Below are 24,306 nucleotides of genomic sequence, written 5' to 3'. Positions count from 1 at the left end.
GTGCGTCGGATTCGGCGCGGGTGATGCCCTTTGTTGCGATGATAGCGATACTACAAGGCGACAAGCCGGAGTCGGCATTTTCGTCGGCGTGGCCGCGAAATCAGGCGAGCGTGAGAGTTGTTATCGGTAACAATCTGTGTCACACTCTTTCCGGCGGCCGTTCGGTCAGCCCCCTCTGCATTCGAAGGAGATTCAGTGAAGAAGACAGCACTTCGCTCGGCCACCCTGGCCGGCGCCGTCGCGGTGGGCCTCGCCCTCACCGCCTGTTCGGGCGGCGCCGACACGACGTCGGCCGCGAGCGGTCCCGCCGAGATCGACTTCTGGGGATGGGCGCCCGGTTACGCCGAGGCCGTCGACGCATACAACGCCTCGCAGGACGCGGTCGTCGTCAACTACGAAGAGATCTCGCCCGGTGCCAAGGGCGGCTACGAGAAGATGCTCAACGCGGTGACCGCGGGCAACGCCCCGTGCCTCGGCCAGGTCGGCTACGAGACCCTCACGAGCTTCGCCGCGCAGGGCGCCCTCGAAGACGTCTCCGACATCGCCGATGCGAACAAGGACGAGTTCAGCGCCGCGACGTGGGCGGCCATGAGCGTCGGCGACGCCGTCTACGGCGCCCCCGTCGACCAGGGTCCGATGGCGCTGTTCTACAACACCGAGGTGTTCGACTCGCTCGGCATCGCCGTGCCGACCACGTGGGACGAGTACCAGGCCGCGGCCCAGAAGATCCACGCCGCCGACCCGTCGAAGTACATCTCGGCGACCTACCTCAACTACGACTACGCCGGGTTCGACTGGCAGGCGCAGGCTCCGTGGTTCGGCGTCGAAGGCGAATCGTGGAAGGTCTCGATCGACTCGGCCGCCGGCAAGAAGGTCGCCGACTACTGGCAGGGCCTCGTCGACGAGGGCCTCATGAGCCCCGCCCCCATGTGGGACCAGTCCTGGTACACGGGACTCGGTGACGGCAGCATCGCCACGCACGTCGGTGCGGTGTGGATCGCCGGCATCCTCAAGGGAAGCGCGCCCGACGGCGCCGGCAAGTGGGCCGTCGCCCCGATGCCGCAGTGGACCGCCGGCGACGACGTCACCGGCAACGTCGGCGGCTCGGGCACCGCGGTGCTCGAGGGTTGCGACAACCCCGAGGCCGCGTGGGACTTCGCGCACTTCATGAGCACCGACGCCGACACCTTCTCGGCCCTCGTCGAGACCGCGGGCCTCTACCCGGCCGCGAACGACCTGCTCACCCTCCCGGTGCTGAGCGAGGGCGATGACTACTTCGGCGGCCAGAACATCTACGAGGTGTTCGCCGAGAGCTCGGCGCAGGTCGCCGAAGGCTGGGTCTGGGGCCCCAACATGCCCGAGACGGTCGGGTTCCTCGACGACTCGCTGAGCGGCGCATGGGCGGGCACCGGCACGATCGCCGATGCCCTTGCGACCACGCAGAAGAAGACCGTCGTCGGGCTCGAAGCACAGGGCCTCTCGGTCACCGAGTAGCACTCGCGACGCGGCATCCGCTGCGTTCCCGATCGGTGGCGGGCCGGCTCGCCCGGTCCGCCACCGTCATGGAGATCCGAACCGCCCGGCGCGAAGCGGCCGCACGTGCGCCACCGCCCGAACCCACATCAACGACTGGAGTGACATGTCAGCGATCACTACGGGAGCCACGAGCGCTCGAACGCTCAGATGGCGCACGCCATGGCTCTTCCTGCTGCCGTTCCTCGTGCTCTTCGTCGCGATATACGTCGCACCGATCCTGTTCGCATTCACGCAGAGCCTGTTCACCCTGCAGCGCGACGGGCTCGGCCTCACGGCACCGACGCTCGCCTTCGACCCCTTCGCGAACTACGCCCGCGTGTTCGGCGACGCCGAGTTCCAGGCGTCGCTCGGCCGAGTGCTGCTCTTCGGCATCGTGCAGGTGCCCATCATGCTCGGGCTGGCGCTCCTCATCGCACTGCTGATCGACTCGAAGTCCGCTCGCGGGCGCGGATTCTTCCGCATGGCGAGCTTCCTGCCGTTCGCCATCCCCGGCGTCGTCGCCGCGGTCATGTGGTCGTTCCTCTACTCGCCGGTCACGAGCCCCATCAACGGGTTCCTCGAATCCGCGTTCGGCTTCTCGATCCCGTTCTTCAGTGACGGGCTCGCGCTCTGGTCGGTCGCGAACGTCGTCACTTGGGTCTGGACCGGATACAACATGCTCATCATCTACTCGGCGCTGCAGACGATCCCGGCAGAGACCCTTGAGGCCGCGAAGATCGACGGCGCCTCCGCCACCCGCATCGCATGGAGCATCAAGATCCCCATGGTGCGTCCGGCGCTCATCCTCACCACCGTCTTCTCGATCATCGGTTCCGCACAGCTCTTCAACGAGCCGACCGTGCTGAAGTCGATCTCGGGTGGTGCGATCACCTCGACCTACACCCCGCTCATGGCGGCGCAGTCCTCGGTCGCCGCACAGAACTACCCCTATGCCGCTGCGCAGTCGGTCGTGCTCGCCGTACTCGTCGGCGTGGCGTCCTTCGTCTTCTTCAAGCTCACCTCGCGAGGCGAACAATGACCCCCACACTCGCGTCGGCGACCCGCCCGCCGCGCAACGACCGCGCAAGCGATGCGCCCGGCCGCGGACGTGCGCAACGCGACACCACGCTCGGCAGCCGCATCGGCGTCATGTCGGTGCTCGTGCTCGCGACCATCTACTTCCTGCTGCCGATCTGGTGGCTCATCGTGGCGAGCACGAAGCCCGCCGGCCGCCAATTCAGTGGGAACGGGCTCTGGTTCGAGGGCTTCGGGCTGTTCGAGAACATCGCGCTCGTCTTCGAGGTCAACGACGGCGTCTTCGGGCAGTGGATGCTGAACAGCGTCTTCTACGCCGGCACGTCGGCGCTCATCGGAACCGTCATCTCGGCGATGGCCGGGTACGCGATCGCGAAGTACGAGTTCCGCGGACGCGGCGTCGTCTTCGGCATCATCCTCGCGGCCGTCCTGATCCCGAAGATCATGTTCACGCTCCCGCTGTTCCTCATGTTCAACCAGGTTGGGCTGCTGAACACGCCGATCGCGATGCTGCTGCCGTCGATCGTCAGCCCGTTCGGCGTCTACCTGGCCCGGGTCTTCGCAGCTCAGTCGGTACCCGACGAGCTCATCGAAGCCGGCCGGCTCGACGGCGCGGGGGAGTTCCGCGTGTTCCGCTCGGTGTCGATGCGCATCATGGCGCCGGCGCTCGTGACCATCTTCCTGTTCCAGTTCGTCGAGGTGTGGAACAACTACCTGCTGCCCGCCATGGTCCTGAACGACACGTCGTTGCAGCCCGTGGTCGTCGGCCTGGTCGGCTGGTCGGGTTCGAACGGCGTGGTGCCCGCGGGCACGGTCGTCGTCGGCGCGTTCCTCTCGGTGATCCCCCTGCTGATCGCGTTCCTCTTCCTGCAGCGCTTCTGGCGCGCGGGCCTGACCGCCGGCGCGATCAAGTGACCGCGTTCGAGTCGACGCAGCTGGCCGAGGCGGGCCGCCCCGATTCGGGCGAGCGAGCGGATGCCCCCATCCTGACCTTCGCCGACGGGCAGTTGTTCCGCGCTGGGCTGCCGCACCGCATCCTCAGCGGCTCGATCCACTACTTCCGCGTGCATCCCGACCTGTGGCGCGACCGCCTCGAGCGGCTCAGGTCGCTCGGGTTCAACACGATCGACACCTACATCGCCTGGAACTTCCATCAACGCGGGCCCGACGAGGCCGACTTCACGGGCTGGCGCGACATCGAGCGGTTCATCGGCCTCGCCGGCGAACTGGGCCTCGACGTGATCGTGCGTCCCGGGCCGTACATCTGCGCCGAGTGGGACAACGGCGGCTTTCCGGCCTGGCTCACCGGCCTGCCCGGGCTGTCGCTGCGCTCGAGCGATCCGCGCTACCTCACCGAAGTCGCCACGTGGTTCGACGAGCTGCTGCCGCGCCTCGCCCCGCTGCAGGCGGCGAACGGAGGCCCGGTCGTCGCCGTGCAGCTCGAGAACGAGTTCGGCAGCTACGGCGACGACGTCGCCTACCTGCGATGGCTGCACGACGCCCTCATCGAGGGTGGCATCACCGAGCTGTTGTACACCGCCGATGGGCCGACCGACCTCATGCTCGATGGCGGCACCCTCGATGGGGTGATGGCGAGTGCGACGTTCGGCTCCCGCGCGTCGCAGGCCGCCGAGCTGCTGCGCTCGCGCCGCGAGGGCGAGCCGTTCCTGTGCGCCGAGTACTGGAACGGCTGGTTCGACCATTGGGGCGAGCACCATCACGTGCGTGAACCCGGGGGTTCGGTCGGGGTCGTCGACGACATCCTGGCATCGGGTGGTTCGGTGAGCGTCTACATGGCGCACGGCGGCACGAACTTCGGCCTCTGGTCGGGGGCCAACCATGCCGACGGCGTCCTGCAGCCGACCGTCACGAGCTACGACTCCGACGCGCCGGTGAGCGAGCACGGCGCGATCACCGAGAAGGGGCGGATGCTCCGCGAGCGGCTCCTGGCATTCACCGGAGCCGTGGCGACCCCGGTGCCGCAGCCGGGCCCGGTGCTGCCGGCGCGCCGGCTGGAGATCGAAGCCGCGGCGCCGCTGCTGCCCGCGCTTCGCGGCGCGGCGCTCACGAGCGAGTCATCGGCGCTGCGCACCCCGGCGCCGCGCACCTTCGAAGCGCTCCGACAGGATGCCGGCCTCGTACTGTATCGCGCCGAGCCGATCCTGCCCGCGGGCACGAGCACGATCTCGATCCGCGGCCTGCACGACCGCGCGCACGTCTGGGTCGACGGCCGGCTCGTGGGCGTAGGCGACGAGGCGGCTGCCGCCACGGGTTTTGCGGTGACCGGCGAGGGCGAGCGCGTGCGACTCGAGATCCTCGTCGAGAACCAGGGGCGCATCAACTATGGTCCGTTGCTCGGGCAGGGCAAGGGCATCCTCGGCGGCGTGCAGATCGATCGCAGGCTCGTGCAGGGCTGGACGAGCCTGCCCCTGCCCATCGATCTCTGGTCCGAGGCGACGGTCGGGCTCGTCGCGTCGGGCGGCGCCGACGCGACATCCGTTCGCCGTACCGGCGCCGAACCGGGATTCTCGACAGCCCGCTTCGACGTCGACTCGCCCGCCGACGCGTTCCTCGCGCTGCCGGGCTTCGCAAAGGGGTTCGCCTGGGTCAACGGGTTCCTGCTCGGCCGCTACTGGGAGATCGGGCCGCAGCTCACGCTCTACGTGCCGGCGCCATTGCTCGCGGCGGGCGCCAACACGATCACGGTGCTCGAACTCGAACGCAGCGGGGCGCACCTCGAACTGCGCGCCGAGCCCGAGCTCGGGCCCACCGAGGAGTACATCGAGCTGTTCGACTAGCGTTCGAGCAGCGGCAGCAGCCGGTAGGGGATGAGCTCGCCCATGGCGAGCGACGTCTCGGTGCGTTCGACGCCGTCGATCGCGAGGATCTCGCGGTCGATGCGGAACAGGTCGTGCGCGTCACGGCACACGAGGCGCACGAGCAGGTCGATCGAGCCGGTGATGCCGTGCGCCTGGATGACCTCGGGGATGCGGGCGATCTCGTCGACCACCTCGGCGAGCACCCGCTGTCGCACGTGCACCGACACGTACGCCTCGAGCGGGTAGCCGAGCGGCGCCGGGTCGATGCTGCGTTCGAACGAGAGGAACGCGCCGGATGTCTCGAGCCGGGCCAGTCGCGCCTGCACGGTGTTGCGTGACAGGCCCAGACGCTCGGCGAGTGCGACCACGGTCGCGCGCGGGTCGCGGGCGAGGGCAGCGAGCAAGGCCCGATCGACGGTGTCGTAACCGCTCATAACGCCACACGATAGCACGGGACGGCACCCCAAAACTGGGCAACATGCTCAACGGACTCCAGCCTGCTTGAGCTGTGTGACACATCGACGTACCCTCGAAGTATCCGGCAGAGCCGCCGGGCGCGGGCAGCCCACAAGGCACGCCGCCGAAAGCGAGGATCGACGATGACCCCATCCGACCGAGACGCGACCGGGCTCCTGACCCGGCCCGAGCCCTTCGTGCAACTCGTCACCCCCACGGGCGAGCGCCGCGCGAACGCCGAGTTCGACCCGTGGATCGCCGATATCGACCTGGCGGCCGTCGGCCGCCTCTACCGCGACATGTCGATCATCCGACGCATCGACTCCGAGGCCACCGCACTGCAGCGGCAGGGCGAACTCGGGCTGTGGCCGCCGCTGGCCGGTCAGGAGGCCGCGCAGATCGGATCGGCCCGTGCGCTGCGCGACGACGACTTCATCTTCTCGAGCTACCGCGAGCACGCGCCGGCCTGGGTGCGCGGCGTGAAGCCCGCCGAGATGCTGAGCGTGTGGCGCGGTACGGCGTCCTCGGGATGGAACCCGTACGAGCACAACATGGCGGTGCCGCAGATCATCATCGGCGCGCAGGCGCTGCACGCCACCGGGTACGCCATGGGGCTTGCGTGGGAGGGCTCCGACGCCGCGACGATCGCGTACTTCGGCGACGGCGCCACGAGTGAGGGCGACGTGAACGAGGCGCTCGTCTTCGCGGCGAGTTTCGACGCGCCCGTCGTGTTCTTCTGCCAGAACAACCAGTGGGCGATCTCCGAGCCGGTCGGGCTGCAGTCGAAGCAACCGCTCGCCCGCCGTGCCGACGGGTTCGGCATGCCCGGCATCCGCATCGACGGCAACGACGTGCTGGCCGTGCTTGCGGCGACCCGCATCGCGCTCGACCGCGCGCGTCGCGGCGAGGGCCCGACGTTCATCGAGGCGGTGACCTACCGCATCGGCCCGCACACCACGGCCGACGACCCCAAGCGCTACCGTTCCGATGACGAGATCGCGCAGTGGCGTGAGCGCGATCCGCTCACGCGCGTGCTCGCGCTGCTCGAGGCCTCGGGTGTCGACTCCGCGGGCCTCGAACGCGAGGTCGCCGCCGACGCCGATCGTGCGGCCGCAGAGCTGCGCGCGGCGATCACGACGCTCGCCGACCCCGAGCCGCTCACGGTCTTCGACCACGTCTACGTCGAGCCGAACACCCATCTCGCGCGACAGCGCGACCACTACACGCGCTACCTCGCGATGTTCGACGAGCCGGGTGCCGGGGCATCCGACCGCACCGAAGGAACCACCCGATGACGACCCTGACCCTCGCGAAAGCACTCAACGCCGGCCTTCGCCGTGCCCTTGCCGACGACGAGAAGGTCGTGCTCATGGGCGAGGACATCGGCACGCTCGGAGGCGTGTTCCGTGTCACCGACGGGCTGAAGGCCGAGTTCGGCGCGCACCGCGTGGTCGACACACCGCTGTCCGAGGCCGGCATCGTCGGCACTGCCGTCGGCCTCGCCTACCGCGGGTTCCGGCCGGTCATCGAGATCCAGTTCGACGGCTTCATCTACCCGGGCTTCGACCAGATCGTCGCCCAGGTCGCCAAGCTGCACTACCGCTCGCGCGGCAATGTGCGCATGCCCATCACGATCCGCGTGCCGTTCGGCGGCGGCATCGGCGCTGCCGAGCACCACTCCGAGTCGCCCGAGGCGTACTTCGCGCACACGGCCGGCCTGCGCGTCGTGGCATGCTCGAATCCCGCCGACGCGTACATGATGGTGCGCCAGGCCATCGCGAGCGACGACCCCGTGCTCTTCTTCGAGCCCAAGCGCCGCTACCACGTGAAGGGCGAGGTCGACGAGTCCGCGAGCCTCGCCGATGCGCCTCCGATGGGCGTTGCGACAACGGTCGCGACCGGTCGTGACGTGACCCTCGTCACCTACGGCGCCCTCGTGCAGACCGCGCGCGATGCCGCGCTGGCGGCGGCCGAGGACGGCATCTCGATCGAGGTCATCGATCTGCGCTCGCTCGCGCCGGTCGACTACGCGGCGGTCGCGGCCTCGGTGCGCCGCACCGGGCGGCTCGTCATCACGCACGAGGCCGGGCAGCAGGGCGGTGTCGGCGCCGAGATCGCCGCGTCGATCACCGAACGCTGCTTCGAGTACCTCGAGGCCGCGCCGGTGCGCGTCACCGGCCACGACATCCCCTACCCGCCCGCGAAGCTCGAGCGCCACCACCTGCCCGACCTCGACCGCATGCTCGACGGGGTCGACCGCGTGATGGGGCGCCCGAACTCGCTGAGCGGGGTGGAGGCATGACCACGATGATCCGCGACTTCCCCCTGCCCGACCTCGGTGAAGGCCTCACCGAAAGCGAGATCGTCGCCTGGCGCGTGGCCGTCGGCGACCGGGTCGAGCTCAACCAGATCATCGCCGACGTCGAGACCGCGAAGGCCGTCGTCGAGCTGCCGTCGCCGTACGCCGGCGTCATCACGGCGCTGCACGCCGCCGAGGGCGAGACGATCGATGTCGGTGCACCCCTGTTCTCGTGCGACACCGGCGAGCCGGTGACCGAATCGGATGTCCCTGCCCCGCCGGTCGCGTCGGCCGAGCCTGTCGCAACGCCCGCGCCGGTCGAATCCGCCGCGCCGGCAGTCGAAGCGACCGAAGCCGCGCCGGGGCCGAACCTCGTCGGCTACGGCGCGGCCGCCGAGACCGGGCCGAAGCGGCGTGCTCGGGCCGGACTGCACTCGGCTGCGGCGTCCACGGCGCCTGCCGAGACCGCGCCGTCGCACGTCGCCGCCCACGACGCCACCGTCACCGAGGTCGAACCGCTCGCCGAACGGCCTCGCTCGACCCCACCCGTGCGCAAGCTCGCCCGCGACCTCGGCGTCGACCTTCAGGCCGTCGCCGGCACGGGGGAGCGAGGGCTGATCACCCGCGACGATGTCGAGGCAGCGGCATCCGCCTCGACGTCGGGCGCCCGGATATCGCCGCCTGTCGAGTCGCTCGGGGAGTTCCTGACCGACTCGACGCACCCGGCCGACCTCACGGGCCGGCAGCAGCCGCCCGCAGAGACGCGCATTCCCATCCGAGGCGTGCGCAAGCACACCGCCGCGGCCATGGTTCGCAGTGCGTTCACCGCGCCGCACGTCACCGAGTTCCTCACGGTCGACGTCACGGCGACGATGCAGCTGCTGCGGGGCATCCGCGACGACCGCGCGTTCGCGGGGCACAAGGTGACCCCGCTCGCCGTCGTCGCGAAGGCGCTGTGCATCGCCGCACGCCGTACGCCTGACGTGAACTCCAGATGGGATGAGGAGGCGCAGGAGATCGTGCAGTTCGGCGGTGTGAACCTGGGCATCGCCGCGGCGACCGAGCGCGGCCTCGTCGTACCGAACATCAAGGGTGCCGAGGCGATGACCCTCGTCGAACTCGCCGACGCGATCACCGCGCTCGCCGACACGGCGCGCGCCGGCCGCACGCAGCCGGCCGACCTCGCCGGCGGCACGATCTCGATCACGAACATCGGCGTGTTCGGCATCGACGCGGGCACCCCGATCCTCAACCCGGGCGAGGCCGCGATCCTCGCCATGGGCGCCGTGCGACGCCAGCCATGGGAGTACCAGGGCGAGATCGCGCTGCGCGAGCTCATGACGCTGAGCCTGTCGTTCGACCACCGACTGGTCGACGGTGCGCAGGGGTCGCGGTTCCTCGCCGACATCGGCGCGATCCTCCGCGAGCCCGGCCTCGCCCTCACGATGGCGTGAACCCGACCTGCACGGCCCGAGTCGCCCCGACCGTTTGCCGGATCGGGGCGACTCGAGGGTGTCGCGAGCGGCGATCGGCGAGAGGATGTGTGCATGGACGGACGTAGTATCCTCGTGCCCGCCGACACCGCCGACGATCTCGCCGGGACGGCCTTCATCCACGTCGACGACCAGCTCGTCGGCACCTACGCGACCGACGACTTCGCGAGCGCCGTGCGTCTGCTCGATGCGGTCGCCGCGGTGGCCGACGAACTGAACCACCACCCCGAGGTGCATCTCGGCTGGGGGCACATCGAGTTCGAGCTCTGGTCGCACGACGTCGGCGGGGTGACCTCGCGCGACCTGGCGCTCGTGCGGCGCATCGGCGAGCTCGCGACCGCGCAGGGAGCGCGCCCGGGCAACTGAGGCCGCAGGGTGACGCCCCGCACGCGGCATCCGCTCGGGCGGTGCTGCTCGATTCGGGGATTCTCGCGACACGCCGTGCGGTCGACTGCGGTCGTCGGCGTGTTGCGAGAATCCCCTGAACGGGAGACACAGCGGGGCGTTGGGGGCCCGGTCGCCTACGTCAGCGTGTAGGTGCGCTCTTCGATCTCGGTGCCGCGCGCGTTGGCGAAGCTCACCTCGACCCCGACGAGCGTGAAGCCGAGCTTCTCGAGCACGGCGATCGACCCCGCGTTGTCGGCGGCGACGCGCGCGCGCACCGGTCGCTCGTCGCGGGTGTCGAGGAAGAGCTTCATCGCGCGGGTCGCGATGCCCTCGCCCCAGTGCGCGCGGTCGACCCAGTAGGTGATCTCGGCGGTGCCCTCGTCGACCCAGCGGGCGACGCTGCCCACGATGTCGCCGTCGGCCCTGATGGTGCGGGCATCGACGCCTGCGTCGGAGAGCAGGCGATGCCAATGGGCGTCGAACATCGCCCGATCGGTGGGATCGGGCGGCGTGAACGCGGCCATCTGCACCGCCACATCGTCCTGTTCGATCAGGAACAGTGCGTCGAGATCGCCCGCGCGGGTCGCGCGCAGGGTCACGACATGAGGCTTGCCCATGCCATCTCCTCCAGGATGCCGCGGACGACGCCGTCGGCGGGTCTGCGCCCAGGGATGCGGGCGCTGTGCGGAGTGGAGTTCAGCAGTCCGAAGGCGGCGTGTGCCCGGACCCTGAGCTCCTGCTCGGCCCGATCGGGCCGGAGTCGCGTGAGGGTGTCGACCCAGTGTTCGACGTACTGGCGCTGCAGGAGCCGCACGTCGTGTCTCGTGCCGGCGTCGAGCTGTTCGAACTCTCGGTCCTGCACGAGGATGACGTCGGCTTCGGCGAGGGCGAAGTCGACGTGGAAGGCGATGAGCGAGCGAAGAGCGGATGCCGCGTCGGGGGTTGTGAGGATGACGCGCTCGGCGCCGCTCAGCAGTGTCGAGCTCGCGTCGGAGAGGATGGCGGCGAGCACCGCGGACTTGCCGGGGAAGTGCCGGTAGACCGCGGGCCCCGACACGCCGGCCGCTGAACCCAGATCTTCGATCGTGACGCCCGCGTAGCCGCGCTCGGCGAACATGGTCGCCGCGGACTCGAGGATGGCTGCGCGGCGGTCGGCCTTCTGGCGCCCGCGCTCGGTGAGCGTGGGAACGCCGTCGGCGTCATGGGCGTTGAGTGCGCTTGCCATGTCGGTGCTTGCTCGCTAACATCGGGAATCGAGTTAGTGCACACTAACCGAAATCACGCGCCGACCACAAGTGGGAGCGCGCCGTCGACGCAGACAGGCGGGGCAGATGTCCATCCTCCACTCGAACCTCGATCCCGCGAGCGATGCGGCGCAGGCGAATGCCGCCGGCCACGCCGAACTCGTCACCGAGCTGCGCACGAGGCTCGCCGCCGCGGCGCTCGGCGGGCCCGAGGCATCCCGCGACCGCCACGTCGCGCGCGGCAAGCTGCTGCCGCGCGACCGGGTCGCGCGCCTGCTCGACGAGGGCAGTCCGTTCCTCGAGGTCGCCCCGCTCGCCGCCGAAGGACTCTACGGCGGCGACTCACCCGGTGCCGGCATCATCACGGGCGTCGGACTCGTGCACGGCCGCGCCGTCATGGTGGTCTGCAACGACGCGACGGTCAAGGGCGGCACCTACTATCCGATGACCGTCAAGAAGCACCTGCGCGCGCAGGAGGTGGCGAAGGAGCAGCGGCTGCCGTGCGTGTACCTCGTCGACTCGGGCGGCGCGTTCCTGCCGCTGCAAGACGAGGTGTTCCCCGATCGCGAGCACTTCGGCCGCATCTTCTTCAACCAGGCGCAGCTCTCGTCGATGCGCATCCCGCAGCTCGCGGCCGTGCTCGGCTCCTGCACCGCGGGCGGCGCCTATGTGCCGGCGATGAGCGATGAGACGGTGATCGTGCGCAACCAGGGCACGATCTTCCTCGGCGGGCCGCCGCTCGTGAAGGCGGCGATCGGCGAGGTCGTCACCCCCGAAGAGCTCGGCGGCGGCGAGCTCCACTCACGCGTCTCGGGCGTCACCGACCACCTCGCCGACGACGACGAGCACGCCCTCGAGCTGGTGCGCGACATGGTCGCGACCCTGCCCGAGCCGGCGCCACGAGCGTGGGCCGTGCGCGAGCCGCGACCGCCGGCCGTCGATCCTGTCGACCTCACGGCCGCCGTCCCCGTCGACGTGCAGCAGCCCTACGACGTGCGCGAGGTCATCGCGCGGCTCGTCGATGGCAGCGAGTTCTCCGAGTTCAAGCCCGACTACGGCGACACCCTCGTCACGGGCTTCGCCCACATCGACGGGCACCCCGTCGGCATCGTCGCGAACAACGGGGTGCTCTTCAGCGAGTCGGCGATGAAGGGCGCGCACTTCATCGAGCTGTGCGACCAGCGGGGCATCCCGCTCGTCTTCCTGCAGAACATCTCGGGCTTCATGGTCGGCCGCGACGCCGAGGCGGGCGGCATCGCCAAGCACGGCGCGAAGATGGTCACCGCGGTCGCCACGACCCGCGTGCCGAAGTTCACGGTCGTCATCGGCGGGTCGTTCGGCGCCGGCAACTACTCGATGTGCGGCCGGGCGTATTCGCCGCGGTTCCTCTGGATGTGGCCGAACGCCCGCATCTCGGTGATGGGCGGCGAGCAGGCGGCGTCGGTGCTCGCGACCGTCAAGCGCGATCAGCTCGCCGTCAAGGGCGAGGAGTGGTCGAGCGAGGCCGAGCAGGCGTTCAAGGACCCGATCCGCACCCAGTACGACGATCAGGGCAGCCCGTACCATTCGACCGCGCGGCTCTGGGACGACGGCATCATCGATCCGGCCGACACCCGCACCGTGCTCGCTCTCGCGCTCGAGCTCGCGAGCCGCACTCCGCTGCCAGAGCCTGCGTTCGGCCTCTTCCGCATGTAGCGACCGCCGCGATCCGCCGGACGTGCCGAGAGCGCAGTCGACGCCGTGTCAAGGGCGACGACTGCGCGCTCGAGACGGCAGATGCCGTGCGAGTTCACGAATCGGATGTCGCAGCCGCGCGTGCGACCTCGCGCACGGCCTCGGCGACCCCGCGATTCCACGGCGTGCCGTGCCCGGGAAGCACCCACGTGGCCTCGATGCCCTCGAGCCGGCCGAGCGAGGCGAGTGCCTCGGCGGGGTCGTCGGTGAACGGAGCCGGCCGCGGGCCCGCCGCGCCGGTGAGCACGTGCCGCGTCGTGAGCGCGTCGCCGACGAACACGGCGTCGGCGACGGGCACGTGGATCGCGATGCTGCCGGGGGAGTGGCCGGGCATGCCGATGACCCGCGGTGCCCCGGGCAGATCGAGCACGTCGCCGTCGCGCACGGGGACGACCTCGGTGAGGTGCGTGGTGCGCACGCCGCCGTGGGTGAGCGCGTACCAGAGGAACTTCGCGGTCGCGGCGAGCTTCATGCGGCCCCATTCGGGCTTGGTCGACTCCTCGCCGCGGGCGCGGGGCGCGTCGGCCTCGTGCACGTACACGGGGACAGCATGGTCGCGGTGCAGTCGCTCGGCGAACCCGATGTGGTCGGTGTCGCCATGGGTGAGCACGACCCCGCGGATGTCGCCGATCGAGCGACCCATCGCGGACAGCTCGGCGGTGAGGTCGCGCCACTGGCCCGCGAGGCCCGCGTCGATGAGCGTGATGCCGGCCGGGGTGTCGACCAGGTACACGGCGACGATGTCGTTGCCGATTCGGTGCAGGGAGGGGCCGAGTTGCATCGGTGTTCCGCCTTCGTCGCTTGTGGTGGGTATGATGGCTAATATACATAGCCATCATGGCTATTGTCAATAGCCAACACGAGTTCCGACCCCGGGGGGACCCATGCCGACACCTGACCGCACCTCACTCGACGAGATCGTCGCGGCGGGTCGCGCGCTCCTTGAATCCGAGGGGCTCGCCGGCCTTACGATGCAGGCCGTCGCGACCCGTGTCGGGGTGCGGGCGCCCTCCCTCTACAAACGCGTGCGCAACCGAGCCGAGCTCGTCGCGCGGGTCGCCGAGGCGGCCGCGCGTGAACTGGGCGAGCGACTCGACGCCGCGGCGGCAAGCGCCGCTGATGCTCGTGAGCGGCTCATGGTGCTCGCGCGCACCTTCCGCGGCTTCGCGCACGAGCGCCCGGCGGCATTCGGTCTGTTGTTCACTCCGGGCAGAGACCTCCCGATCGACCTCGACGCGCTCCAGCAGGCGAGCGCGTCGATGCTCGAGGTCGCGGCCGAGTTGTCGGGTCCCGAGCATGCGCTCGACTCGGCCCGCACGCTGACGGCCTGGGCGAACGGCTTCGTGAGCATGGAGCTGGCCGGCGCCTTCCGCCTCGGCGGCGATGTCGAGCGAGCGTTCGAGTACGGGGTCCATCGCCTCGCCGACGCGCTGGCTGAACGTCCCTCCTGACCGGCCGCCATCGACCGCTTGTGGTTTCAGTTAGTCACCACTAACATGATTCCAGTTAGTGCGCGCTAACTGTGTGGCGCGCGAGCGGCAGAGAGGCGCGCGAATGGTCACGCTCACGAGCACACCCGATCCCGCGCGACTGAGCGCCGGTGACGACCACGCCCGGCGCCCCTTCGATCGGGTGCTCGTCGCCAACCGCGGCGAGATCGCCGTGCGAGTCATCCGCACGCTGCGCCGCCTCGGCATCCACTCGATCGCGGTGCACTCCGACGCCGACGCCGACGCCCCGCACGTGCTCCTCGCCGACGAGGCCGTGCGCATCGGCCCGGCCCCCGCGACCGAGAGCTACCTCGACCCCGCCCGCATCGTCGACGCGGCCCGAGCCACCGGCGCACAGGCGGTGCACCCCGGGTACGGGTTCCTCTCCGAGCACGCGGGCTTCGCCCGCGCCTGCCGTCAGGCGGGCATCGTCTTCGTCGGACCGGGCGACGAAGCCCTCGACGTGATGGGCGACAAGATCCGGGCCAAGCTGCACGTCGCGGCATCCGGTGTGCCGATCGTGCCCGGAATCGCCGACCCGACGCTCGATGACGCCGCGCTCGTCGCCGCCGCCGATACGGTCGGGTTCCCGCTGCTCGTCAAGCCCTCGGCGGGCGGCGGGGGCAAGGGCATGCAGGTCGTGCGCGCATCGGCCGAGCTGACTGCGGCGCTCGCCACCGCACGCCGCGTGGCCAGTGCCGCGTTCGGCGACGACACGCTGCTGCTCGAACGTCTGATCGAACGCCCCCGCCACATCGAGGTGCAGGTCCTCGCCGATGCGGCGGGCGCCGTCGTGCACCTCGGCGAACGCGAATGCTCACTGCAGCGGCGTCACCAGAAGGTCATCGAAGAGGCGCCCTCACCACTGCTCGACGCATCGACGCGCGCGCGCATCGGCGCGGCGGCCTGCGATGCCGCCCGCAGCGTCGGCTACCTCGGCGCGGGCACGGTCGAGTTCCTCGTGTCCGATGCCGCACCCGACGAGTTCTTCTTCATCGAGATGAACACCCGACTGCAGGTCGAGCACCCCGTGACCGAGCTCGTGACCGGCGTCGACCTCGTCGAGCAGCAGCTGCGCATCGCCGCGGGCGAGCCGCTCGCGTTCACCCAAGAGCAGGTGCGCCTCGAGGGGCACGCCATCGAGGCGCGGGTCTATGCCGAGACTCCGCACCGCGGGTTCCTCCCGTCGACGGGGCCGGTGCTCGCATGGCGGGCACCCGAGGGCGAGGGCGTGCGGGTCGACGCGGGCATCCGCGAGGGCCAGCAGATCACCGCCTTCTACGACCCGATGATCGCCAAGGTGATCTCGTACGGCTCTGATCGCTCGCAGGCGCTCGAGCGTCTCGACGGCGCCCTCGCCGACACCGTCGTGCTCGGGGTCGACACGAACATCGCCTTCCTGAGGCGTCTGCTCGCCGAACCGGAGGTGCAGTCGGGCGACCTCGACACCGGGCTCATCGACCGCATGCCCGAGGCGCATGTCGCCGAGCCGGTGCCCGCGCTCATCGAGGCGGCGGCACGCCGGTTCGTTCGCGACGGCGCCGACGAGCGGCTCGCGGGGCGCATCGCCGGTCCGACGGCCTGGCAGTCGGCCACGGGCTGGCGCCCGGGAGCCGTGCACCCGACCGACGTGCTGCTCGCCCCCCGCGACCATCCGCATGAGTTGCGCACGGTCGCAGCCGCAGCCGACGGCCCGGCAGCCGACGCACTCGACGGCGTCGACGATGCGATCGTCCGCGTCGACGACGACGGCGCCGTCTGGGTGCACCACGACGGCGCCTCGGCCGCCTTCGTGCGCATCGACCGTCGCACCCACGCCGAGCGGCGTCGCGCGGCGACCGAACGCGGCGGACTCGCCGCCGATCCCGAACTTCGCGCGCCCATGCCCGGAACCGTCACCGCGGTATTCGCCGAGAACGGCGACTCCGTCGAGGCGGGCGACGCCATCGTCGCCATCGAGGCGATGAAGATGGAGCACCGCGTCGTCGCAGCCCTCGACGGCACGGTGCGGCTCGCCGTCGCCGTGGGCGACCTCGTCGGCCGCGACCAGGCGGTCGCGCGCATCGAGCCGCACCCCGCGACATCCGACCCGAAATCCGACCCGAAATCCGCCCCCTCCGACGGCCCTCACGAGAGCGCCGTCGCGCATGCATCCGACCAGGAATGAGGAGCACCATGCACGACCTGAGCCCCGAGGAACAGCAGCTGTACGACATGGTGTGCGAGTTCGCCGACACCGTCGTCGCCCCGCAGTCGTACGAGGCCGACCGCACCCACACGCTCTCCATGGACGTCGTCGCGCAGATGGGCGAGCTCGGGCTCTTCGGCCTGCCGTTCCCTGAAGAGGTCGGCGGTCAGGGCGGCGATTACCTGGCGCTGTGCCTCGCGATCGAGGCCCTCGCCCGTGTCGACCAGTCGATCGCGATCACCCTCGAGGCGGCCGTCGGCCTGGGTGCCATGCCGATCTACCGTCACGGCACCGACGAGCAGAAGGCCGAGCACCTTCCCGACCTCGTCGCCGGGCGCGCGCTCGCCGGATTCGGCCTGACCGAGTCCGAGGCCGGCTCCGACGCCGGCGCGACCCGCACGACGGCCGTGCTCGACGGCGACGAGTGGGTCATCAACGGCTCGAAGCAGTTCATCACCAACTCGGGCACGCCGATCACGAAGTTCGTCACGGTCACGGCGGTGACCGGTGAGCGCGAGCGCCCCGACGGCTCGGTCTCGAAGGAGCTCTCGACGATCATCGTGCCGAACGGCACTCCCGGGTTCACCGTGGCACCGGGCTACGACAAGTCGGGCTGGCGCGCCTCCGACACCCATCCGCTCACGTTCGACGACGTGCGCGTGCCGGCCGCCAACCTGCTCGGCGAACGGGGCCGCGGCTTCGCCAACTTCCTGCGCACGCTCGACGAGGGGCGCATCGCCATCGCCGCGCTGGCAACCGGCGTCGCCCAGGGCTGCCTCGACGAGGCGCTGAGCTACGCCAAGACCCGCAACGTCTTCGGCGTGCCGATCGCGTCGCACCAGTACGTCGCCTTCACGATCGCCCAGATGCAGGCCCGGGTCTACACCGCACGCCTCGCCTGGCACGACGCGGCCCGCCGGGTCGATGCGGGCCTGCCGTTCAAGAAGGAGGCCGCGATGGCGAAGCTCGTCTCGAGCGACGCCGCCATGCTCAACTCCCGCGACGCGACCCAGATCTTCGGCGGCATGGGCTTCATGAACGAGAGCCTCGTCGCGAGGCACTACCGTGACTCGAAGATCCTCGAGATCGGCGAGGGCACGAACGAGGTGCAGCTCATGGTCATCGCACGAGAGCTGGGCATCGGCTAGGAGGTTCACCATGACGGATGCCTCGAGTGAACAGGCGCCGCTGCGCGAGGTCGTGCAGCGCGGGCTCTGGTTCGAGGAGTTCGAGGAGGGCGTTCGCTATCTGCACCGCCCGGGGCGCACGGTCACCGAGGCCGACAACGTCCTGTTCACGACGCTGACGATGAACCCGCAGCCGCTGCACCTCGACGCGGCATGGTCGGCCACGCAACCGTTCGGGCAGCCGCTCGTGAACTCGCTGTTCACCCTCTCGACGCTCGTCGGCCAGTCGGTCGGCCAGCTCACCCAGGGCACGCTCGTGGCGAACCTCGGCTTCGGAGCCGTCGCGTTCCCGCACCCGGTGTTCGTCGGCGACACGCTCTACGGCGAGAGCGTCGTCGAGTCCAAGCGCGAGTCGGCGTCGCGCGCCGGCCAGGGCGTCGTGACGCTCGCGCACACGGCGCGCAATCAAGACGGCGTCGTCGTCGCGACGGCGTCGCGCACGATGCTCGTCTGGCTGCGCGAGGCTGGCGAACGGCAGGCGGCTGCCGCTGCGGCTGCCGCTGCCGCTCGCGAAGGCGAGGAGACCAGCGGATGACCCACCCCGCGTTCCGCTTCGGCCCCGCGCTGCTCTTCTGCCCCGCCGACCGGCCCGACCGGTTCGCGAAAGCCGCCGCGCGAGCCGATGCCGTGATCCTCGACCTCGAAGACGCCGTCGCCGACGATGCGAAGCACGCCGCGCGGATCGCGCTGCTCACCACGGCGATCGACCCCGAACGCGTGATCGTTCGCGTGAACCCGGCCGACGGGCCGCACCACGAGGCTGATCTCGCGGCGCTCGCCGAGACGCCGTACCGCACGGTGATGCTCGCGAAGTGCGAGGGCACGGCCGATCTCGTCGGACTCGTCGACTACGAGGTGATCGCCCTCTGCGAGACCGCACGCGGGGTCCTCGCTGCGGCCGAAATCGCCGACGTCCCGAACGTCTCGGCGCTCATGTGGGGGGCCGAGGATCTCGTGGCGTCGCTCGGCGGCTCATCCAGCCGATTCGACGACGGGCGCTATCGTGACGTCGCGAGGCATGCCAGGTCACAGGTGCGCCTCGCGACGGCCGCGAACGGCATCGCCGCGATCGATGCGGTGCACCTCGAGATCGCCGATCTCGACGGGCTTCGCGCCGAGGTCGACGACGCCGCGGCGCTCGGGTTCGCCGCGACCGCGTGCATCCATCCGTCGCAGGTCGAGGTCGTGCGCGAGGGGTACCGCCCCGATCCCGAACGCCTCGCCTGGGCTCAGGCAGTGCTCGAGGCGGCCGCGACCGAGGCCGGCGTGTTCGCGTTCCGCGGCGAGATGGTCGACGCGCCCGTGCTGCGTCAGGCAGAGGCGCTCGTGCGCCGGGCGGGGTGACGCGCGTCGCGACATCCGCTCGCTCGATCGCTCGAAGAAGCGCGTGAGCCCGCCTGCCGAAACGATTCGGTAACGGTTCACTCGGATTTCCGGAGTTTGGTTCAGCAGTGCGTCGCACCGTGCTTATCCTCGATATCCAAATCCTGGGGAGGAGGAGCAGAGTGGCTCGACGACACAGCATGCAGGGCCATGCGGCGAGCGTTGCGGGGGCGACGTACACGCAACGCGGGCGCGCGACGACGCTGAGTCCACTCGACGACGAGGTCGAGGGCACCGCGACCGACACGGCCGAACACCGTATCGAGACGATCACGTCGAACCCGCTCTCGGGTCCGATCACGGTGCCGCGGCGCGTCACGATCGGCGACACCGGCCTCTCGGGGCACCCCCTCGCACTCGGTGGTTCGACGTTCGGGTGGACCGTCGACCCCGAAGCGGCGTTCGCCGTGCTCGACCGGTACGCCGGCACCGGTGGTGCGATCATCGACACCGCCGACAGCTTCGCCGGGGGGCGCAGCGAGTCCATCATCGGAGCGTGGATGGCTTCACGTGGCACCCGCGACCGCATGGTCGTCTCCACCAGGGTCGGCCGACACCCCGATCATCGCGCGCGAGGTCGTGTCGACCTCGTCGCCGCCGTCGACGACTCGCTGCGCCGTCTCGACGTCGACCGCATCGACCTGCTGTGCTTCCACGACGACGACCTCGAGATCCCGCTCGAAGAGCGCCTCGGCGCGGTCGATGCCCTCATCGCCGCCGGAAAGGTGCGAGCGATCGGCGCCTCCGACTTCTCACCCGAACGGCTCATCGAGGCCCGCGTGCTCGCCGCGAACGGCCTGCCCCGCCTCGAGGCGCTCACCACGAAGTACAACCTCCTCGATCGGCGAACGTTCGAGGGTGCCCCAGAACTCGTCGCGCATGCGCAGGGACTCTCGGTCCTGCCGTACTTCGCGCTCGCGAACGGATTCCTCGGAGGCGGCGTACGCCGCCGCTCCGACGCGAGGCACGACGCCCGCGGCGCACGGCAGGCCGCGCACCTCGGTCGTCGCGGCCACCGCGTGCTCGCCGCGCTCGACGCCGTCGCGTTCGCCCACGGCGTGCAGCCCGCCACGATCGCCCTCGCCTGGCTGCTCGCCAAGCCCACGGTCACCGCACCGGTGGTCAGCGCGACGCGTGCTGAGCAGGTCGAGGCGCTCATGGGTGCGGCCGATATCGAGCTGCAGCGTTCCGAACTCGTCGAACTCGATCGCGCCTCGGCCTGACCCATCGGGCGAGCGACCCGCCGCACGGCGGTGCGAACCTCGCCCGCACCCAGCGTGTGGCATAGGCTGGGCGGGATGAACGGCGCCGTCGACCTCCCACTCGGCCTGTCCGAGCTCTCGTTCGAGGCCACCGGCGGTGCCCGCGTACGGCGAAGCATCCTCCCGTCGGGCGTCCGCGTGCTGAGCGAGCAGGTGCCGGGCAGCCGAAGCGTCACCATCGGGTTCTGGGTCGCGGTCGGGTCTCGCGACGAGCAGGGGGCCGACGCGGCTCACTCCGCGAGCTACGGGTCGACTCACTTCCTCGAGCACCTGCTGTTCAAGGGAACGCCCTCCCGAACGGCGCTCGACATCGCGATCTCGTTCGACTCGGTGGGTGGCGAGCACAATGCGCTCACCGCCAAGGAGTACACCTGCTACTACGCCAAGGTGCAGGATCGCGACCTGCCGATGGCCGTGGCCGTGCTGGCCGACATGTTCACCTCGTCGCTGCTCGACGCCACCGAGTTCGAGAACGAGCGCGGGGTCATCCTCGAAGAGCTCTCGATGGCCGGCGACGACCCCGCCGACGTCGCCAACGAGCGGTTCTTCGAAGCCGTGCTCGGCGAGCACCCGCTCGGCCGACCGATCGGCGGCAACCCCGACACCATCCGGGCGGCGACCCGCGCGGCCGTGGCCGAGCACTACCGCGCCAACTACCGCCCGCAAGACCTCGTGGTGAGCGTCGCCGGCGCCGTCGACCACGACGCGCTCGTCGTCGAGCTCGAGCGCGCCCTCGGCACGGCCGGCTGGGACCTCACGGTCGCCGCGGCACCGGTCGAGCGCCGGCCGGCGCTCGCGGCGAACCTCGCGGCGGGGAATCCGCTCACGGTCGTCGAACGGCCCACCGAGCAGGTGAATCTGCTGCTCGGCGTGCCCGGTCTCGTGGCGACCGACGACCGCCGCTCGACGATGAGCATGCTCAACGCCATCTTCGGTTCGGGCATGTCGTCACGACTGTTCCAGCAGGTCCGCGAGCGCCGCGGCCTCGCCTACGCCGTGTACTCGTTCGCACCCGCGTACTCCGATGCGGGACTCTTCGGCATGTACGCGGGGTGCGCGCCGGCCAAGGCGGGCACCGTCGCCGAACTCATGCGCGACGAACTGCAACGGCTCGCGAGCGACGGCGTCACCGCCGACGAACTGCGCCGCGCGGCCGGGCAGCTCGCCGGCGCTTCGGCGCTCGCGCTCGAAGACTCCGACACCCGCATGTCACGGCTCGGCCGTGCCGAACTGACCCTCGGCGAGTTCGCCGACCTCGATGAGGCCCTGCGGCGCATCGCACTCGTCACGGTCGACGACGTTCAGGCGCTCGCGGCCGACCTCGTCGCGAGGCCCTTCTCGCTCGTCGCCGTCGGGGCGACCGACGAGGCGGCCTTCACCGGTGCAGTCGACCGCATCGCGCCGAGCATCGACGTCGCCTGAGCGACCCGACACGAGTACAGGAGACGATACCCAGTGGCCCACCATCTCTACCTCGTGCGACACGGCGAGCAGATCGACGCCGAGCACGGCATGCCCGACGGGCCGCTCTCGCCGCGCGGCCGCCGGCAGGCCGAGCTCCTCGCCGAACGGCTCGGCGGCATCCCGTTCGACCACGCCTGGCACTCGCCCCTGCAGCGTGCCGCCGAGACCGCGGCGATCATCGCGGCGAAAATGCCGGCGCTGAACCCCCAGCCGTCGGCGTTGCTCTTCGACTGCATCCCGTCGGGGCCCGCCCCCGAGACGCCGAAGGTCTACGATCCCTTCTTCGGCTCGGTCACTGAAGAGGAGATCGAGGCCGGCAGCGCCCAGATGGTCGATGCCGTCGACGAGTTCCTGCGCTCGCATCGCGAAGACCGGCACGAGTTGCTCATCACCCACAACTTCGTGATCGCGTGGTTCGTGCGCGAAGTGCTCGGGGCGCCCGACTGGCGCTGGGTGTCGATCAACCAGGCGAACTGCGGTCTCACCGTGCTCACGCAGAAGCCCGGGCGTCCGTGGAGCCTCGTGGTGCACAACGATCTCGCGCACCTGCCGCCCGAGCTGCGCACCGGCCTTCCCGAGCCCTACTCGATCTGACGGGGCGCTACACCCGCTTGCCGTACCAGTTCGTCGCGTTCGGGTTGTCGTTGTAGGGCTCGATCGGCGCGTACCCGGCCGACTGGTAGAGCCCGCCGGCGGCTTCGAGGCTCGCGTTCGTGTCGAGCACGAGTTCCTGCGCGCCGAACTCGATCGCACGACGTTCGAGCTCGTCGAGCAGGCGACGCCCGCCGCCCTGGCCCCTTGCCGCCGGCGCGAGCCACAGGTGCTTCACCTCGAACCGCACCTCGAGCGTCTCCGGGCGCTGCTGGATGCGTCGCACTCCGCCGCAGCCGACCGGCTCGCCCTCATCGTTCTCGACCACGAGGAACACGCCGGCCGGCGGCGTGAACTGCTCGGCACTCGGCCACGTCGGGCTGTACCGGCCCTGCTCGACCGGAAATCCGGCCGCGCGCTCGGCGAAGTACGCGTCGAGCAGTGCGGTGGCATCGGGGTCGGTCACGTCGGCCGGGCGGAAACGCAGCATGCGATCAGCCTACGATGCGGCCACGGGCGCACCCCGCGACATCCGATCGGTCGGATGCCGCTTGCTAGGGTGAAGGCGTGACGAAACGGGTCGCCGTGGCCGGGGCCACCGGCAAGATGGGGCAACTGGCGATACGACTCATCGACGAGGCCGACGACCTCGAACTGCACGCGGCGCTCGACTCGCGGTCGAGTCTCGACGAGATGCTCGGCGCCGATGTCGCCTTCGACGTCACCCACCCCGGTGCGAGTGCTGCCATCGTCGAGTTCGCCGCCGGCGCGGGCATCCCGATCGTGGTCGGCACCTCGGGCTGGTCGAGCGATCGCATCGCTGAGATCACCCAGTTCGTGCGCGGTCACGACGACGCGGGCGCAGTCGTCTTCGTGCCGAACTTCTCGATCGGCAGCGTGCTCGCCTCGTCGTTCGCCGCGCTCGCCGCCCCCTACTTCGACTCGATCGAGATCGTCGAGGCGCACCATGCCGGCAAGGTCGACTCGCCGTCGGGTACTGCGGTGCGCACCGCCGAGCTCATCGGCGAAGGTCGCGGCGTTGCCGGGCCGGTCGCCGCGCCGCACGCCGACCAGCGCGCACGCGGGCAGCTCGTCTCGGGCATCCCCGTGCACAGCCTGCGCATGTCGGGAGTGCTGGCCGAGCAGCGCGTCATCCTCGGCGGCGACGGCGAGACCCTCACCTTCACGCACTCGACCCTGTCGCCGAGCTCGTACGAGGCCGGCATCCTGCTCGCGCTGCGACGCGCGACCGAGGTGTCGGGCGTCACCGTCGGCCTCGACGCTCTGCTCGACCTCGGGTTGCCGGGCACGATCCGATGACCACGAGGACCGGCGCGCTCATCATGGCTGCGCTACTCGTCGTCTACGTCGTGCTCGTGGGCTGGCGCGCGGTGCAGTTCATCGGCACCGGCGAGCCCATCGCGATCGGCATCGGCATCGCCCTCATCGTGCTGCCGATCATCGCGGCATGGGCACTCTGGCGCGAACTCGCGTTCGGCATCCGCTCGCAGGCGCTCGTGAAACGACTCGAGGCCGAGGGCGGACTCGAGCTCGGGTTGCCGCTGCGTCCCAGCGGCCGACCCGAGCGGGCCGCCGCCGACGCCGCCTTCAACGGGTTTCGAGCCGAGGCCGAGGCCGCGCCCGACTCGTGGCGGGCATGGTTGCGGCTGGGGCTGGCATACGATGCGGCCGGTGATCGTCGACGCGCACGTCAGGCCGTCAGACGCGCCATCGAACTCGATCGCGCACAGCGCTGAGT

The 24,306-nt window shown here is 70.4% G+C and carries 24 protein-coding genes; 19 read left to right on the top strand and 5 right to left on the bottom strand.

What is annotated here, in order from left to right; all coding sequences use genetic code 11:
* Positions 1 to 195: 195 nt before the first annotated feature.
* The 4 genes from LSF15_RS00430 (at position 196) to LSF15_RS00415 (ending at position 5,348) form a co-directional block, all read left to right on the top strand.
* Positions 196 to 1,494 carry an ABC transporter substrate-binding protein gene (locus LSF15_RS00430; RefSeq protein ID WP_232496557.1) on the top strand — a complete coding sequence of 433 codons (1,299 nt, stop codon included), beginning with the start codon at positions 196 to 198 and terminating at the stop codon, positions 1,492 to 1,494.
* 145 nt (positions 1,495 to 1,639) lie between these two features.
* Positions 1,640 to 2,554: a carbohydrate ABC transporter permease gene (locus tag LSF15_RS00425; protein WP_232496556.1), complete on the top strand. Its 915-nt coding sequence runs from the start codon at positions 1,640 to 1,642 to the stop codon at positions 2,552 to 2,554.
* Positions 2,551 to 3,465 (top strand): carbohydrate ABC transporter permease, encoded by a 915-nt coding sequence (locus LSF15_RS00420; RefSeq protein WP_232496555.1) that lies wholly within the window; start codon positions 2,551 to 2,553, stop codon positions 3,463 to 3,465. Before LSF15_RS00425 ends, LSF15_RS00420 begins: the two co-directional genes overlap by 4 nt.
* On the top strand, positions 3,462 to 5,348 hold the full coding sequence (locus LSF15_RS00415; RefSeq protein ID WP_232496554.1) for a glycoside hydrolase family 35 protein: 1,887 nt from the start codon (positions 3,462 to 3,464) through the stop codon (positions 5,346 to 5,348). Before LSF15_RS00420 ends, LSF15_RS00415 begins: the two co-directional genes overlap by 4 nt.
* Here the strand turns inward: LSF15_RS00415 and LSF15_RS00410 are convergent.
* Entirely contained in the window at positions 5,345 to 5,803 is a 459-nt protein-coding gene (locus LSF15_RS00410) for an Lrp/AsnC family transcriptional regulator (RefSeq protein ID WP_232496553.1), read from the bottom strand. The two genes, LSF15_RS00415 and LSF15_RS00410, sit on opposite strands and share 4 nt — an antisense overlap.
* 165 nt (positions 5,804 to 5,968) lie before the next feature.
* Here LSF15_RS00410 and pdhA point away from each other — a divergent pair, with 165 nt between their 5' ends.
* The 4 genes from pdhA (at position 5,969) to LSF15_RS00390 (ending at position 9,983) form a co-directional block, all read left to right on the top strand.
* On the top strand, positions 5,969 to 7,120 hold the full coding sequence (pdhA, locus tag LSF15_RS00405) for a pyruvate dehydrogenase (acetyl-transferring) E1 component subunit alpha (protein ID WP_232496552.1): 1,152 nt from the start codon (positions 5,969 to 5,971) through the stop codon (positions 7,118 to 7,120).
* The gene (locus LSF15_RS00400; RefSeq protein ID WP_232496551.1) at positions 7,117 to 8,127 is read left to right on the top strand and encodes an alpha-ketoacid dehydrogenase subunit beta; all 1,011 of its coding nucleotides are present in this window, start codon (positions 7,117 to 7,119) and stop codon (positions 8,125 to 8,127) included. The genes pdhA and LSF15_RS00400 overlap by 4 nt, the downstream gene beginning before the upstream one ends.
* A gap of 5 nt (positions 8,128 to 8,132) precedes the next feature.
* Positions 8,133 to 9,578, top strand: coding sequence for a dihydrolipoamide acetyltransferase family protein (locus LSF15_RS00395; RefSeq protein ID WP_232496953.1), 1,446 nt, complete (start codon positions 8,133 to 8,135; stop codon positions 9,576 to 9,578).
* 93 nt (positions 9,579 to 9,671) lie between these two features.
* The gene (locus tag LSF15_RS00390) at positions 9,672 to 9,983 is read left to right on the top strand and encodes a 4a-hydroxytetrahydrobiopterin dehydratase (RefSeq protein WP_232496550.1); all 312 of its coding nucleotides are present in this window, start codon (positions 9,672 to 9,674) and stop codon (positions 9,981 to 9,983) included.
* A gap of 155 nt (positions 9,984 to 10,138) precedes the next feature.
* Here LSF15_RS00390 and LSF15_RS00385 read toward each other — a convergent pair whose 3' ends face one another.
* Positions 10,139 to 10,621, bottom strand: coding sequence for a GNAT family N-acetyltransferase (locus tag LSF15_RS00385; protein ID WP_232496549.1), 483 nt, complete (start codon positions 10,619 to 10,621; stop codon positions 10,139 to 10,141).
* A complete protein-coding gene (locus tag LSF15_RS00380) occupies positions 10,600 to 11,229 on the bottom strand; it encodes a TetR/AcrR family transcriptional regulator (protein ID WP_232496548.1) in 630 nt (209 codons plus the stop codon). The genes LSF15_RS00385 and LSF15_RS00380 overlap by 22 nt, the downstream gene beginning before the upstream one ends.
* Positions 11,230 to 11,335: 106 nt before the next feature.
* Between LSF15_RS00380 and LSF15_RS00375 the strand changes: the two genes are divergently transcribed.
* Positions 11,336 to 12,943, top strand: a complete 1,608-nt coding sequence (locus LSF15_RS00375; RefSeq protein ID WP_232496547.1) for a carboxyl transferase domain-containing protein — start codon at positions 11,336 to 11,338, stop codon at positions 12,941 to 12,943.
* Positions 12,944 to 13,037: 94 nt separating this feature from the next.
* On the opposite strand, the gene LSF15_RS00370 is transcribed toward LSF15_RS00375, so the two are convergent.
* Positions 13,038 to 13,763, bottom strand: a complete 726-nt coding sequence (locus tag LSF15_RS00370; protein WP_232496546.1) for an MBL fold metallo-hydrolase — start codon at positions 13,761 to 13,763, stop codon at positions 13,038 to 13,040.
* Positions 13,764 to 13,866: 103 nt separating this feature from the next.
* On the opposite strand from LSF15_RS00370, the gene LSF15_RS00365 reads away from it, so the two are divergent.
* The 8 genes from LSF15_RS00365 to LSF15_RS00330 all read left to right on the top strand — a co-directional run bounded on the left by LSF15_RS00365 (position 13,867) and on the right by LSF15_RS00330 (position 22,550).
* On the top strand, positions 13,867 to 14,433 hold the full coding sequence (locus LSF15_RS00365; protein ID WP_232496545.1) for a TetR/AcrR family transcriptional regulator: 567 nt from the start codon (positions 13,867 to 13,869) through the stop codon (positions 14,431 to 14,433).
* A gap of 103 nt (positions 14,434 to 14,536) precedes the next feature.
* Positions 14,537 to 16,639, top strand: coding sequence for an acetyl/propionyl/methylcrotonyl-CoA carboxylase subunit alpha (locus LSF15_RS00360; protein ID WP_232496544.1), 2,103 nt, complete (start codon positions 14,537 to 14,539; stop codon positions 16,637 to 16,639).
* Positions 16,640 to 16,647: 8 nt separating this feature from the next.
* Positions 16,648 to 17,808 carry an acyl-CoA dehydrogenase family protein gene (locus LSF15_RS00355; protein WP_232496543.1) on the top strand — a complete coding sequence of 387 codons (1,161 nt, stop codon included), beginning with the start codon at positions 16,648 to 16,650 and terminating at the stop codon, positions 17,806 to 17,808.
* A 10-nt stretch (positions 17,809 to 17,818) separates the two neighbouring features.
* On the top strand, positions 17,819 to 18,382 hold the full coding sequence (locus LSF15_RS00350; protein ID WP_232496542.1) for a MaoC family dehydratase: 564 nt from the start codon (positions 17,819 to 17,821) through the stop codon (positions 18,380 to 18,382).
* The gene (locus LSF15_RS00345; RefSeq protein ID WP_232496541.1) at positions 18,379 to 19,191 is read left to right on the top strand and encodes an HpcH/HpaI aldolase/citrate lyase family protein; all 813 of its coding nucleotides are present in this window, start codon (positions 18,379 to 18,381) and stop codon (positions 19,189 to 19,191) included. The genes LSF15_RS00350 and LSF15_RS00345 overlap by 4 nt, the downstream gene beginning before the upstream one ends.
* Positions 19,192 to 19,352: 161 nt before the next feature.
* Complete coding sequence (locus LSF15_RS00340) at positions 19,353 to 20,453, top strand: aldo/keto reductase (protein WP_232496540.1); 1,101 nt, start codon at positions 19,353 to 19,355, stop codon at positions 20,451 to 20,453.
* A gap of 75 nt (positions 20,454 to 20,528) precedes the next feature.
* On the top strand, positions 20,529 to 21,914 hold the full coding sequence (locus LSF15_RS00335; protein ID WP_232496539.1) for a M16 family metallopeptidase: 1,386 nt from the start codon (positions 20,529 to 20,531) through the stop codon (positions 21,912 to 21,914).
* A 33-nt stretch (positions 21,915 to 21,947) separates the two neighbouring features.
* Positions 21,948 to 22,550 (top strand): histidine phosphatase family protein, encoded by a 603-nt coding sequence (locus tag LSF15_RS00330; protein WP_232496538.1) that lies wholly within the window; start codon positions 21,948 to 21,950, stop codon positions 22,548 to 22,550.
* Positions 22,551 to 22,557: 7 nt separating this feature from the next.
* Here the strand turns inward: LSF15_RS00330 and LSF15_RS00325 are convergent, their stop codons facing one another.
* Positions 22,558 to 23,037: a GNAT family N-acetyltransferase gene (locus tag LSF15_RS00325; RefSeq protein WP_232496537.1), complete on the bottom strand. Its 480-nt coding sequence runs from the start codon at positions 23,035 to 23,037 to the stop codon at positions 22,558 to 22,560.
* Positions 23,038 to 23,114: 77 nt separating this feature from the next.
* Here LSF15_RS00325 and dapB point away from each other — a divergent pair, with 77 nt between their 5' ends.
* Complete coding sequence (dapB, locus tag LSF15_RS00320) at positions 23,115 to 23,867, top strand: 4-hydroxy-tetrahydrodipicolinate reductase (protein ID WP_232496536.1); 753 nt, start codon at positions 23,115 to 23,117, stop codon at positions 23,865 to 23,867.
* Positions 23,864 to 24,304, top strand: a complete 441-nt coding sequence (locus LSF15_RS00315; protein WP_232496535.1) for a hypothetical protein — start codon at positions 23,864 to 23,866, stop codon at positions 24,302 to 24,304. Before dapB ends, LSF15_RS00315 begins: the two co-directional genes overlap by 4 nt.
* The last annotated feature ends 2 nt before the right edge of the window (positions 24,305 to 24,306 follow it).

The organism is Agromyces humatus (assembly GCF_021228295.1).
GTDB classification, from domain to species: Bacteria; Actinomycetota; Actinomycetes; order Actinomycetales; family Microbacteriaceae; genus Agromyces; species Agromyces humatus.
This window is presented reverse-complemented; position numbering and strand designations above follow the sequence as displayed.